Source organism: Brucella rhizosphaerae, assembly GCF_002252475.1.
In the GTDB taxonomy this organism is placed as follows: domain Bacteria; phylum Pseudomonadota; class Alphaproteobacteria; order Rhizobiales; family Rhizobiaceae; genus Brucella; species Brucella rhizosphaerae.
The window spans coordinates 736,538-750,027 of sequence record NZ_NNRK01000034.1 but is presented as its reverse complement, the minus strand read 5'-3'; the positions used below and the strand labels follow the sequence as shown (position 1 = coordinate 750,027).

Below are 13,490 nucleotides of genomic sequence, written 5' to 3'. Positions count from 1 at the left end.
ATCTGACTTATGCCGACAGCCCGAGATTTTCCTGATCCAGTACAGGCACTAACGGCCCATCAATAGCGGCCTCAAAGCCCCGCAAGCGCTTATAGATTGAGAGCAACTCGATAATCGTCGTCCATGAATTGACGAGATATTGGAACGAGGTCCGCACCTGCTCGAAAACGTTGGAAATCTGGCTCATCAGACCCAGCGTCAGCTTGCCCGCGACAATCGAGGGAATAAGGATCAGCAGCGGGAAAATACCATCCGCCTGCAGATAGAAAATACGCGCGACGTTGAAATAGACATAGTGGAAATACAGCCGGAAATAATTGTGGCGCACATTTGAAAACAGCTCGCCCATTCTTATAGGTTCAGCGCGGTCTGCGTGGTCTTCGCCGTAAACAAGCTCCTTGCGATAAGCCGCTTCCACACGTTGATTGTTGAATTCCAACCCCGGCAGCTTGATGCCGACAAGCGCCAGAAAACCGGTCCCGAATATAGCCCAGACGATCGCTGCCCAAACAAGAGCATGCGGAATAGTGCCGATAAGCGGGAGTTCGTTGACCTTTTCCGAGAACGTGAAAAGTACCGGCAGAAAGGCTATCAGCGTCATAACCGACTTTACAAGGCTTACACCAAGCTGCTCCAGCGTGGTTGAAAAGCGCATGGTGTCTTCCTGCACGCGCTGGGCAGCACCTTCGATATGGCGCAGCTTCTGCCAGTGCAGCATGTAATAATTGTTCATGGCCGTGCGCCAGCGGAAGATATAATGGCTGACGAAGAACATACTCAGCACGCCGATGGTGATCGCCAGAAAAGCAATCCCCGCGAATTGTAATGCGCCCCAGTAAAAATCGGCCGCCTTAACGGCACCCGGCGTACTCAATGCCTTTTGCACCATGTCATAGAACGGGCCATACCAGGCATTGACCGCAACGCTGACCTGAACGCTGAAATAGGTCGTAAAAAGGATAAGCGCCGAGCCAAGGATCGACCAGCGCTGCCATTGATGCGGTGAGAAGCAAGCCCACAGAGTGTAGAACGCCAGCGCCACGACTGCGAAATAAATATAGAACCAAAGGAATGGCGCTGACCAGAAGATGCTCACACCGATAATCGGCACCGCGTCAGCTGCAGCGGGCGGCAACCCGATTATTCGGCCCAGTTTCGCACCCCCTTCATACCAGCCCAGGACAGCAAGGATGGTCCAGAGAAGTGCTGATGAAAAGAAGAGCCTGGGACGCGGGAAGAACGATACAAACATCGGGGAAATCCAAAAATGCAATTCTGCGTTTATGAAATGCCTGTCCCGCATCCTTTACCAGTTAAATTTTTGTAAGGTTTCCGGTCACTTGGTGGCTTTTACAGTAGCGATTCTACAGAAGCATAAAATTATGTCCTGCGAACAGGCACACTGTCGGGCTGGGCCGAATGCAGGAAGTGAAGCAGCGTTTCATTCACCGATTGCAGACGGAAAGCCGTATCACGCCAGCTGAAATCAATATCCTGAGGCACTGGCGTCAGACGCTCCGGTGTCTCACCTTCTTCCAGATTGCAATTGTGGATCACTGATTGCAGTGACCGTGCGATCCATTCAGGTGGCGAAGCTTCTTTCTTGCGCAACGCATTGCCAAGCGCTTCGCCAAACAGCAGCGCCGATGCATAAAGACGAATGCCGCGACGATCATAGCGGCCTGCCATTTCACTGACTTCACGCGCGACAAGGCGTCCACGCAACGACCAGCGCGCATTCGACCGCGCTAAAGCAATGCCGTCGCCCAGAGCATTGACCGCTCGTTGGGCCTGCGTGAACTGGTTTATCGCGCTTTGCGCATGAACAACGTCCTGTTTTTCAAGAGCGGTTGCTGACTGCTTTAAGCCTTTCAGGATGTTATCCACCAGTCCTCGAACGGCTCGATCAATCAGCCGCACAGGATCGGGCGTCACCAGTATCTGGCTGAACAGCAGACCAACGCCAGCGCCCACCAGCACATCGATAAGACGTGTCATTCCAGCCACTTGCGGCCCCATGGCCAGCACAAGAATGGCGGAAACACCCGATTGGATGGCAATTGCAGGTGCGAGACCAAAAGTTGTGGCAAGAACCATGGCGATGCAGGTGACAACGCTCATATGCAAGACCGGAATTGTTTCCGGTAAAAGCAGGGACAACTCTCCCACCACGACACCCGTCGTGACACCCGTAATGACGCCGACGGCCTGTTTGCCATGATTAGGGAGATTGGGCGCCAAACAGATAACTGCCGTCACCATGGCAAAGACCGGCAGCGGCTGACCCAGCAGCCATTGACAAATGAGCCATGCGACGGCTCCACCAATAGAGGCAATCAGCGCATCACGCCAACTTACCGACCATTGCTGCAAAACTTTGTCTATCCGCTTATGCATGGTTTGGCCTGCCCGCTATCGTCATGTTAAGACATATTATCTAAGGCAGACCTTGAGATGCTCAAGCTTTGAAAAACGCCTCATACTGATCAGGTTTGAAGCCAACGGTCAGTTTTCCATCCTTATCAAGTACCGGACGTTTGACCATGGAAGGCTGTGCCAGCATCAATTCGCGCGCCTTTGCAGCATCGACATTCTGACGATCTTCTTCGGGTAGTTTGCGGAAAGTCGTGCCTGCACGATTGAGCAGCTTTTCCCATTCGATGTCTTGTAGAAATCGGTCAAGTGTCCCGCCATCAAGACCTTCCTTCTTGTAATCGTGGAAGGCATAATCGATGCCGTGATCTTCAAGCCAGGTGCGCGCCTTCTTCATGGTGTCACAGTTTTTGATACCGTAGATGGTCACGCTCATTTCCGACTCCTTTGATCTTGTGTCGCGATCAAAAGCCATCAACCGAAACGTTGCAACCCCTTATTTTGCATCATGAAATATAATGCCCAGCGTATGGCGTTTGCCTGAGCGCAAGCGGCTCACCCCATGGCGCATCTTGACGCGATAATCACCACGCGTCCCGCGCATCGGTCGATCACTGACGGCAAATATCACCGCATCGCCCTGTTGCAACGGCACGACTTCCGCCCTGCTCTGCATGCGCGGACGCTGCTCGGTCAATACAAACTCACCGCCGGTAAAATCTTCGCCCGGCTGTGACAGCAGGACAGCTACCTGAAGTGGGAAAGCAAGATCGCCGTAAAGATCCTGATGCAGGCAATTATAGTCACCCTCGACATATTGCAGGATCAGCGGTGTCGGACGCACCTGCCCTGCTGCATGGCAGATTGCGAGATACTCATCATGGCTTGCGGGATATTTGCCTCCGCTCCCCAGACGCTCACTCCAAAGATTGGCGATGGGACTTAGCCGCGCATATAACTCCTGCCGTAAGCCCTGAATGACGTCCGGGAGCGGGTTGGCAAAATACTTGTATTCACCGCGCCCGAAGCCATGTCTCGCCATCGTGATTGTCGAGCGGAATGCATCTGGTGCTTCATAGAGCCCGGCAATCTTGTTGCATTGCTGGGGGGAAAAGATTCTTGCAAGCGTCGCCGTGCCAAACTGATCCAGCTCATCGGCGATTTTTCCCCAGTCGTAAGAGGCCAGTTTATCCTTCATGACTGGCGCTCTCTTTCGAGCAGATCACGCTTGCGCTCTATACCCCAGCGATAGCCGGAAAGGCCGCCATCATTGCGCACGACGCGATGGCAAGGAACAGCAACAGCGATCTTGTTGGCACCACAGGCTTGCGCCACGGCCCGCGTTGATTTGGGCAGGCCGATGGTCTGTGCAAGTTCGCTATAGCTTACGGTCTTGCCAAGCGGGATCTCCCGCAACGCCTGCCACACGCGCTGCTGGAAAGCGGTGCCTCTCAAATCCAGTGGAAGATCAAAACCAATGCCGGGATTTTCAACAAAGCCGATCACCTGCGCGATATGATCTTCAAAGGTGCGGTCCGCCCCTAAAAGCTCTGCCTTGGGAAAGCGCTTTTCAAGATCAATGATCAGTTCCTGCGGATCATCCCCCATCAGAATGGCGCAAACGCCCTTCCCGCTTTCCGCCACCAGAACAGCGCCGAGTACCGATTGTCCAATGGCAAATCGGATGGTCTCATTTTCACCGCCAGACTTATAAGTCCTGGGCTTCATGCCAAGAATCTTATCCGAAGCCTCATAAAAGCGGCTTGAGGAATTATAGCCTGCCTCGTAGATCGCATCTGTTACGCGGGCGTTGCTGGCTTTGAGTGCAGCGCGCATTCTTTCTGCGCGATGGGCATCGGCATAAGCTTTTGGCGTCAGGCCAGTAAAGCTTTTAAAGATGCGATGGAAGTGTGCAGGGCTGGCACCTGCAGCCTTTGCAATATCTTCCAGAGCCGGAACTTCGTCGGCGCTTTCGATGAAGCGGCAGGCCGTAGAAACCATATCGGCATAACGTGCATTATTCTGCGCATCGAGCGTCGCATCGACATGCGGCTTGCACCGCATGCAAGGGCGAAAGCCTGCATGTTCGGCATCTTCGCAAGCAACAAAAAACTGCACGTTTTCGCGCTTGCCGCGACGCGACGGGCATGACGGGCGGCAATAGACGCCTGTCGTGCGTACAGCGTAAACGAATTCGCCATCTGATGCCTTGTCGCGCGCCAGCACTTTCTGCCAGCGGCATTCATCAGTGTCATTGCTGCTCATTGGAGTGAGTGTCATCAGGTTCATGTCCGTTGTCCTTCTTACTATGAAGGAAATCTAACCCCAGACAAGACTGACAACACTCCGCTGCTTGCTTTCAAATTTTCAACAGCGGTTCAGAGCGCGTTTTGATCTGATTGAATCGGATCGGCGCTCTAAATCCTTTTTTTTGAAGCATAATCTTATCGACCCTCGTTTCACTCCGGTCGGATTATGCTCTAAGCCTTGCGCGCTTCCTTGATCGCTTCGATCAGGTCCTGCTCTTTCATCACGCCGCCATAAAGTCTGGTGCCTATCACGAAGGACGGTGTGCCACCAAAATTGAAGGCTTCACCCTGATCCATATTGCGCTCAAGAATGCTGTTGATCCGTGCAGCGTCAGCTTTGTAAGCCGCTTCAAGCTTTTTCGGATCAAGACCAGCTTTCTTAAGTGCTGCATCTGTCTGGTCTTTGGTCAGACGGCCCGGTGTTACCATCATGGCTTCCATCGCCTTGACATACTCGCCAGACTTTTCAGCTGCCAGCACCAGCCGCGCCGGATAGGCAGAGTTGTCACCAAAAATGATCCAGTCCTTCAACACCAGCCGCACCTTGCCGTCTTTCTCGACAACCCGCATCAGTTCAGCATGGCCCTTTTTGCAGTAAGGGCACTGATAGTCGAAATATTCAACGATGGTGACATCGCCATTTGGATTGCCGAGAACCGGGATTTCCTTGTCATAAAGGACATCGGCAACGGTCGGCACACGCTGGGCGAAGCTGTCGCCGCCAGAAATGGCAATTGTTGCGGCACCAGCTGCAGTAGCTGCCAGCATCTGACGACGATTGATCATTAGTTTTCTCCTTCAGAAGATTGGGCTCTTGATTGAGACTTGTCCAGAACGACGACACGGCTTCCACTGGAAACACGCTTATGAAGGTCGAGAATGTCCTGATTGAAAAGACGGATACAGCCTGAAGATGCGGCCTTTCCGACTGACCATGGCTCATTGGTACCGTGGATGCGATAGAGCGTATCTTTGCCATCGCGATAGAGATAGAGGGCTCGCGCGCCGAGTGGATTGCGGATGCCGCCTTCCAGACCCTTGGCATATTTCGCGTAATGATCCGGATTGCGCTTGATCATGTTCTGCGTCGGCGTCCAACGCGGCCACTGTGCCTTATAGGCAACCTTGGCCTCACCGCTGAAAGTCAGGCCAGCACGACCGACACCAACGGAGTAGCGCATGGCCTTGCCGCCGGGCTGCACGAGATAAAGATAGCGCGCATAAGGATCGACAATGATGGTTCCGACCGGATGGCTGGTGGTGTAGTTGACCTGTTTGCGCAGATTACGCTCGGCGATTTTGCTGAGATCGAGTGCTGCAATCTGATTGCCGCCATCGCTGACCGCACCATACATCACTTCATATTCACTCTTTGCCGTTTTCACTTCCGGCGCTGACAGAGGCTCCACAACAGGGGCTGTGGCCACTTGCTGCGGTGCTGGAGCAAGTGGCTCTGGCATGTTTACAGCTATCGGTCTGTCTGACGCTGTGGTGGTACAAGCCGCAACCGCCAGCGGCAACAGGCTGATCAATATCACCCGCGCGAGCGACACGCCTGAGCGTCCCGTTTGATTATGAGTGGTCAATTTCTCAAACCCCAATTTCCCTGTCCCTGATACAGATGGCTCAATACGAATGTCCCCGAGCCATGTTCAATTCTATAAGCCTTGTTTCTGTCCGCTCTTTAGAAGCCCGACAGAACGTTCAATAGTTGCCGACGAAACATCGCCGACCAATCTTGTTCCCTCAGGCTCTTTGCTGGCATTGTTGAAGAAAACCATGGTTGGCGGACCGGCCACTTTAAGCTTTGCCATAAGGTCGGCATTGCCCGAATTGAGATCCGAGACATCCGCCTTGATAAGCTGATATCCGCCAAGCGCTTTCTTCACGCCTGCATCGGGCAGGACGCGCCGCTCCACAGTGGAACAGCTTACGCACCAATCTGCCGTGAAATAGACCAGCGTCGGCTTATCGCCGCGCGCCGCATCCAGCTTTTCCTGAAGGGCAGAAACCGTATCGACCGGCGCGAATCGCAGCTCGGCCAAATTATGGTTAACGTCACGGTTAACCAATGCCGCCAGCGGTTGCAATGGATCACGCCCCCCCGACGCCACGCCAAGCATCAAAATAACACCATAGACAAAGGCCGTCGTGCCGATGGTGCGGGCAACAACACTGCGCCCCGGTATTTTAAGAAAGGCAAAGCTCGCAACGCCAAACAGCAGCAAGGCCCAGAGCACCATATCCACGCCCGATGGCAGCAAAGGTGCAGCCATGAAGATAGCGGTTGCCAGAAAGCCAAAGCCAAAGACCTGCTTGAACATTTCCATCCATGCACCGGCACGTGGAAGTGTGCCTGCGCCAAGCGTAGCAAAAGCGATCAGAGGCAAGCCCTTACCAATGCCAAGTGCGAACAGGGCGCTGGCTCCGAGTGCGACATTGGCGGTCTGCGCGATATAAAGCAGTGCACCAGCCAGCGGCGCCGTTACACAAGGGCCGACGATCAGCACTGATGAAAAGCCAAGAATTGCGGCTGAGCGTTTGGAGCCTGTGCGCTGACCAGTCTTGGCCGAAATTGCACTTACCCACGATGATGGCAGCTGAAGCTGGAACAGGCCGAACATCGAGAGGGCAAGCAGCGTGAATATTCCCGCAAGTGCCAGCGCCATCCACTTGGATTGCAGAACCATTTGCAGGTTTTGACCTGACCAGCCTGCAATCGCACCTATGACCGCAAAACCAAGCGCGAGACTGACGACATAGGTGCTGGAGAGCACGAAGCCGCGCCGCGCCGTGAGCTTTTCACCTTCTCGTGCCAGGGTTCCCGCAACAATGGGATAGATCGGGAATACGCAAGGCGTGAAGGCCAGCAGCACACCAAAAGCCAGAAAAGCCGCGATCACCAGCGCTGAACCACCTTGATCGAGCAGGCTTTCAATCATGCCTTTTTCAGGAGCGAGTGCGAACGCTTTACCCTGGTCGGCAGGAGCAGGAACAGCAGCCGTAAACGCAGAACCTTGCGTGAATGCTTTGCCCATCTGACTGCTGACTGCGAGCGTTACCGGATCGATGGTACGGGTTTCAGGTCGATAGCAGATGCCGTCTTCCTGGCAGCCCTGATAGGTCAGCTGAATGGGTTCGTTACCGACCGGCACACTAGCGCTTGTGCGGGTATAATAGACTTCAAGGCGCCCGAAATTCGGATCATCCTTGGCTACACCCGGCTGTGTGTCGACGGCAACCGCCTCACCTTTTACATCTTTTGCTTCAATATGATCGCGATAGAGATAATAGCCTTCTGAAATCTGCCAGTTGAGGACCAGTCGGTTATCACCATCCTTCGACACACTCAGACGAAACGCGTCATCGACCGGCAGCGGGCTTGCAGCCAGTGCCGACGAAAGAACGACCATAAGAAAAGTGGTTAGTATCGCAAAAAAGCGCATTCGGGTTATTCCGGGTAATTTGATTCGTACAAAATAGTTTAGGTTGTAAAAAGCAAATGCTGCCGTCACCTTAAGGCAGCCTTAAGCTGGCAAAGCGAGAAGCCGCTTACAGATCAAACAAGGCGGAAACGGGAAGTTACATGCGCATTCTGGTGGTTGAAGACGATGCAATCCTGCTCGACGGGCTTTCCGTGGGTCTGGGCTTGGCCGGCTTTACCGTGGATGCTGTGGCAAGCTGTGGCGACGCAGAAGCAGCTCTTGCGGTCCAGAATTATAATGCGGTTGTGCTCGACCTGATGCTGCCTGACGGTTCCGGCCTCGACATATTGAAGTCGATGCGACAGGCCCGCGACGAAACACCCGTCCTGTTGCTGACTGCGCGCGATCAGGTACCCGAACGCATTGCAGGTCTTGATGCTGGTGCAGACGATTATGTCGGTAAGCCCTTCGATCTTCATGAACTTGCGGCGCGTGTTCGCGCCATCGCACGGCGTGGCTCAGGCCGCGCCAGTGCTACGCTTGAATGGCAGGGCGTAGAGCTTGATCCCGCTGAAATGTCGGTGCAATTCAAAGGGGAACCTTTGCGCCTGACGCGGCGTGAATTTTCAATATTGCGCACCCTGATGGAACGCCCTACGGCGACCATTTCCAAGTCCTCGCTCGAAGAAGCTCTTTATGGCTGGCAGGAGGAAGTGGAAAGCAATGCGGTGGAAGTGCATATCCATCACTTACGCTCCAAGCTTGGCTCAAGCTTTATCGAGACTGTGCGCGGCGTCGGCTACAGGCTTGCGGGAGCCCCGGCATGAACTCCATTCGCAGTCGCCTCACCGGCATCCTGATCGGCATCACTTGTCTTGTCTGGTTGTTTGCAGTGATCTGGATTCATGTCAGCACACAATCGCGACTGGAAAAAGTGCTTGATGCACGCCTGATGGAAGCTGCTCGCATGGTCAACTCGCTATTGACCGAGCACCGCGTCGAAGTCGGCCCAGATGGAGATGGCGGACAGCTTTCGCTGAAACCGATGCCCGATTTTCCCATGTATGACCGCCAGCTATTTTGTCAGATATGGGCGCTCAATGGCAAACTCGTAGGGCGATCTGAAAGCGCACCCGGCGAGCGACTGACCGACGTGGCCAATGGCTTTTCCGATACAGTTGTCGCGGGCGACCGCTGGCGTGTTTTTGCGGTCGAGAATACGCAACTCGGCCTTCGCGTGATGGTGGGCGACAGCCTGTCCGTGCGTGAGCGGCTTGTGCAAAGTGTCGTTACAGGTGTCGTGTTGCCAGCGCTGCTGCTGCTACCAATCCTTGCCGGCATGATCTGGCTATGCGTGCGGCGTGGTCTTAATCCGTTGAGCAGTCTTGCTGCGGTGTTATCCACACGGGATGCACGGGACTTGCGCCCGCTGCGTGAAGAGAAACTGCCATCCGAAATTGCCCCTGCCGTTTCAGCGCTCAACGGGCTTTTCCATCGCGTGGAAGAAGCGCGTGAACGCGAGCGCAATTTCGCAATCTTTGCCGCACATGAGTTGAAGACCCCGCTTGCTGGACTTAAAACGCAGGCACAGATTGCCGAAGGTGCAAAAGACGACGCCATGCGTCTCAATGCCGTTCGTCAGATTGCGGCTGGCGTGGATCGCACCAGTCGACTTGTCAACCAGTTGCTCGATCTGGCAGCCCTTGAAACAGGCGACGAAATGGAGCCGCCCGCACCAGAACCCGCATGTCAGCTGCTCGTGTCGATCTCAACAGATATGCGGATGCTTGCAGCACATCGTGGCGTCGAAATTGAGCTGCCAGACAATCTGCCACTGGTCAGGATGCAATATCCCCACCTCTTTACCCTTGCCATGCGCAATCTGATCGAGAACGCCGTCAACCACTCACCGGAAGGCGGTTCAGTCCGATGCAGTCTTCATCAGGCGGGCGAACGCCTCATCTTCACTGTTGAGGACGACGGCCCGGGCATACCGCCCAATGAAATGATGCACGTGACTGAGCGCTTCTATCGCGGCGCGAACAGAAGCGAGAACGGCAGCGGCCTTGGCCTTCCAATTGTCCAGATGGCAGCAACACGCATGGGCGGCGAAGTGCAGTTGCACAATCGGCCTGAAGGTGGCCTGCGTGCGCTGCTCGTCATTCCTGCACAAGCTGCGACATAAATTTCCGCCTATTGAGATTGACCGGTTCGCTTCATTCTGTATTATGCAATTGCAAACCATTTGCAACTGTAACCGTGCATTCTTCGGAATTTCAGACGTAGCTTTTGAGCCAACAAGCCGAGACTATTCATGCTGTTCAATCCTAATTCAGGGCCTAAAGCGTCACTGCTCGTGTCAAAAGCCGCTTCTCGTTCTGGAAAGCAGCAAGCTTTACTCGTCAAAGCAATTTTAAGGCGAGCCGGACTTCGCCCCACCCGGCAGCGCATTGCCCTTGGTTGTTTGCTGTTTACTGACAAGCATAGGCATGTAACCCCGGATATGTTGAATGAGGAAGCCTTACTGCTCGGTGAAAAACTTTCCGTCGCAACCGTTTACAACGCGCTCAATCAGTTCGCCGACGCGGGTCTCATCCGCAAGATCAGCCTGCACAGTGAGCGGACTTATTTCGATACGGATACCGGCGACCATACACATTTCTACATTCATGACGAAGACAAGATCATCGACATTGCATCCAATGATGTGAGTGTCGGCCCCCTGCCCTCACCCCCTGCGGGCTACAAGGTCAGTAAAGTTGATATCGTCATCCATCTGACGCCCATCACAGACGGCAACTGATTTCCCACAAACTCCCAATTCTTCGCGGGCGCTCTGATCTTTTGTTTTGGCGCGCATCTTGTCCGAAAACCGTTTCACACTTTTCGGGATGCGCTCAAACGCTCGTTGATTTAGATCAATGACACCTTCTCGTAGAGAGCCGATAGGGAACTATCGCTATAGCTGTCTTCACTCCGACAGCTTCTGACTTGCGCTGCGAGGGGATTAGATGAACTACGCCGCTGGAACAGTCCTTTCTGGTCTGGGAGCACTTTTTGCCGTGCTTCTGGCCGGATTTTCTCATGATGAGTTGTTCAGAACCCATATGTGGATTCTGTTCGCTACACTTGCCATTTTCACCATTCTGCTGATGCGCAATGCCGATTACGGCCTGACGCCGAAGAAGGTAGATCAGTCCACCTATATGGATGGGCCAATCCGCTATGGTGTCATCGCAACAGTATTCTGGGGCGTTGTTGGCTTTCTGGTTGGTGTGCTTATCGCAGCCCAGCTCGCTTTTCCTGATCTCAATCTGGAACCCTATCTGAACTTTGGCCGGTTGCGCCCGCTGCATACCTCAGCAGTTGTTTTTGCATTTGGCGGCAACATCCTGATCGCCTCGTCCTTCTATGTCGTGCAGCGCACCTGTCGCGCACGCCTCATTGGCGGCGATCTGGCATGGTTCGTTTTCTGGGGTTATCAGCTCTTCATCATAATGGCCGCAACCGGCTATTTGCTCGGCATCACACAGAGCCGCGAATATGCAGAACCGGAATGGTACGTCGATATCTGGCTCACTATTGTCTGGGTCGCCTATCTCGTTGTGTTCCTCGGCACGGTGTTGAAGCGTAAAGAACCACATATCTATGTGGCGAACTGGTTCTATCTGTCCTTCATCATCACAATCGCCATGTTGCACATCATCAACAATCTGGCGATCCCGGTATCGTTCCTCGGCGTGAAAAGCTATTCCGCTTTTGCAGGCGTGCAGGATGCGGTCACACAGTGGTGGTATGGCCATAACGCAGTTGCGTTCTTCCTGACCGTGCCATTCCTCGCCATGATGTACTACTTCGTACCCAAGCAGGCGAACCGTCCGGTCTATTCCTATCGCCTGTCGATCGTTCACTTCTGGTCGATCATCTTCCTCTATATCTGGGCTGGCCCTCACCATCTGCATTACACAGCTGTTCCCGATTGGGCGCAGACGCTCGGCATGGTGTTCTCGATCATGCTTTGGATGCCTTCGTGGGGCGGTATGATCAACGGTCTGATGACGCTTTCGGGTGCATGGGACAAGGTTCGTACCGATCCGATCATCCGTCTGATGGTTGCAGCCATTGCCTTCTACGGCATGGCAACCTTTGAAGGTCCGATGCTGTCGATCAAGGCAGTCAATTCGCTGTCGCACTACACCGACTGGACCATTGGTCACGTTCATGCGGGCGCACTTGGCTGGAACGGTATGATCACATTCGCTGCGGTCTATTACCTTACGCCAAAGCTGTGGGACCGTGAACGCCTCTACTCGATCCGCATGGTCAACTGGCACTTCTGGCTCGCAACACTCGGCATCGTGCTCTACGCCGCCGCCATGTGGGTTGCCGGTATCCAGCAAGGTCTGATGTGGCGCGAATACGACGATCAGGGTTTCCTCGTCTATTCCTTCGCTGAAACCGTGCTCGCAATGTTCCCTTACTACGTCATCCGTACCGCAGGTGGTCTGCTTTACCTCGCCGGTGGACTGGTGATGGCATGGAACGTTTACCAGACCATTCGAGGCAATCTGCGCAAAGAAGCCCCTATGGGCGGCATCCGACCTGCAGTCGGCGCCACAATGCAGCCAGCCGAATAAGGAGTGTGATCTATGTCTATCCTGAAAAAACACTCCAAGCTGGAGAGAAACGCAACCTTGCTGCTGATTGCCTCGCTCGCGGTGGTAACAGTCGGTGGCATCGTTGAAATCGCGCCACTGTTTTATCTCGAAAACACCATCGAGAAGGTGGAGGGGATGCGTCCCTATTCGCCGCTGGAACTTGCGGGCCGTGACATCTATGTGCGTGAGGGCTGCTATCTTTGCCACAGCCAGATGATCCGTCCGTTCCGTGACGAAGTGGAACGCTACGGACATTACAGTCTGGCGGCTGAATCCATGTATGACCATTCATTCCAGTGGGGTTCCAAGCGTACAGGTCCAGACCTTGCACGTATCGGTGGTCGTTACTCCAACGAATGGCATGTGCAACATTTGATCCGTCCACGCGACGTGGTGCCTGAATCGGTCATGCCAAGCTATGCCTTCCTCAAAGATCGTCCGCTTGATGCCAACAACATCGCAGCAAACCTCAAGGCAAATGCGGCAGTCGGTGTGCCGTACAGCCAGGAGATGGTCGATCGTGCACTTGCTGATCTTAATGCTCAGGCCGACCCCAATGCCGATACCTCCGGTGTCGAAGGGCGCTATCCCAAGGCACGTGTAGGTGATTTCGATGGCAATCCGCAGGTTATTTCCGAAATGGATGCGCTGATTGCCTATCTCCAGATGCTCGGCACGCTCGTTGATTTCTCGACCTACGATCAGTCCCCCAAAGCGCGATAAAG

General features: G+C 54.1%; 13 protein-coding genes. 5 read left to right on the top strand and 8 right to left on the bottom strand.

The genetic code is table 11. From position 1 onward, the window contains the following. Positions 1 to 7: 7 nt before the first annotated feature. From sbmA to dsbD, 8 genes are all read right to left on the bottom strand, one after another. Positions 8 to 1,252, bottom strand: coding sequence for a peptide antibiotic transporter SbmA (sbmA, locus tag CEV32_RS20595; protein WP_094578944.1), 1,245 nt, complete (start codon positions 1,250 to 1,252; stop codon positions 8 to 10). A 128-nt stretch (positions 1,253 to 1,380) separates the two neighbouring features. Beyond that, a complete protein-coding gene (locus tag CEV32_RS20590) occupies positions 1,381 to 2,397 on the bottom strand; it encodes an FUSC family protein (protein WP_094578943.1) in 1,017 nt (338 codons plus the stop codon). Positions 2,398 to 2,458: 61 nt separating this feature from the next. Continuing rightward, the gene (locus CEV32_RS20585) at positions 2,459 to 2,809 is read right to left on the bottom strand and encodes an ArsC family reductase (protein WP_094579201.1); all 351 of its coding nucleotides are present in this window, start codon (positions 2,807 to 2,809) and stop codon (positions 2,459 to 2,461) included. Between the two features lie 60 nt (positions 2,810 to 2,869). Continuing rightward, the gene (locus CEV32_RS20580) at positions 2,870 to 3,571 is read right to left on the bottom strand and encodes a 2OG-Fe(II) oxygenase (RefSeq protein ID WP_094578942.1); all 702 of its coding nucleotides are present in this window, start codon (positions 3,569 to 3,571) and stop codon (positions 2,870 to 2,872) included. Then, on the bottom strand, positions 3,568 to 4,662 hold the full coding sequence (ada, locus tag CEV32_RS20575; protein WP_094578941.1) for a bifunctional DNA-binding transcriptional regulator/O6-methylguanine-DNA methyltransferase Ada: 1,095 nt from the start codon (positions 4,660 to 4,662) through the stop codon (positions 3,568 to 3,570). Before ada ends, CEV32_RS20580 begins: the two co-directional genes overlap by 4 nt. 191 nt (positions 4,663 to 4,853) lie before the next feature. Beyond that, positions 4,854 to 5,468, bottom strand: coding sequence for a DsbA family protein (locus tag CEV32_RS20570; RefSeq protein ID WP_094578940.1), 615 nt, complete (start codon positions 5,466 to 5,468; stop codon positions 4,854 to 4,856). After that, complete coding sequence (locus CEV32_RS20565) at positions 5,468 to 6,142, bottom strand: L,D-transpeptidase (protein ID WP_374883146.1); 675 nt, start codon at positions 6,140 to 6,142, stop codon at positions 5,468 to 5,470. The genes CEV32_RS20570 and CEV32_RS20565 overlap by 1 nt, the downstream gene beginning before the upstream one ends. A 198-nt stretch (positions 6,143 to 6,340) precedes the next feature. Then, positions 6,341 to 8,128 carry a protein-disulfide reductase DsbD gene (gene dsbD / locus CEV32_RS20560; protein WP_094578938.1) on the bottom strand — a complete coding sequence of 596 codons (1,788 nt, stop codon included), beginning with the start codon at positions 8,126 to 8,128 and terminating at the stop codon, positions 6,341 to 6,343. A 140-nt stretch (positions 8,129 to 8,268) separates the two neighbouring features. Between dsbD and CEV32_RS20555 the strand changes: the two genes are divergently transcribed. From CEV32_RS20555 to ccoO, 5 genes are all read left to right on the top strand, one after another. Continuing rightward, a complete protein-coding gene (locus CEV32_RS20555; RefSeq protein ID WP_094578937.1) occupies positions 8,269 to 8,934 on the top strand; it encodes a response regulator in 666 nt (221 codons plus the stop codon). Beyond that, positions 8,931 to 10,292 carry an ATP-binding protein gene (locus tag CEV32_RS20550; protein WP_094578936.1) on the top strand — a complete coding sequence of 454 codons (1,362 nt, stop codon included), beginning with the start codon at positions 8,931 to 8,933 and terminating at the stop codon, positions 10,290 to 10,292. Before CEV32_RS20555 ends, CEV32_RS20550 begins: the two co-directional genes overlap by 4 nt. 129 nt (positions 10,293 to 10,421) lie before the next feature. Then, the gene (gene irrA / locus CEV32_RS20545; protein WP_094578935.1) at positions 10,422 to 10,910 is read left to right on the top strand and encodes an iron response transcriptional regulator IrrA; all 489 of its coding nucleotides are present in this window, start codon (positions 10,422 to 10,424) and stop codon (positions 10,908 to 10,910) included. A 208-nt stretch (positions 10,911 to 11,118) separates the two neighbouring features. Further along, positions 11,119 to 12,744 carry a cytochrome-c oxidase, cbb3-type subunit I gene (gene ccoN / locus CEV32_RS20540; RefSeq protein ID WP_094578934.1) on the top strand — a complete coding sequence of 542 codons (1,626 nt, stop codon included), beginning with the start codon at positions 11,119 to 11,121 and terminating at the stop codon, positions 12,742 to 12,744. A 12-nt stretch (positions 12,745 to 12,756) separates the two neighbouring features. Next, positions 12,757 to 13,488 carry a cytochrome-c oxidase, cbb3-type subunit II gene (ccoO, locus tag CEV32_RS20535; RefSeq protein WP_094578933.1) on the top strand — a complete coding sequence of 244 codons (732 nt, stop codon included), beginning with the start codon at positions 12,757 to 12,759 and terminating at the stop codon, positions 13,486 to 13,488. Positions 13,489 to 13,490: the final 2 nt, after the last annotated feature.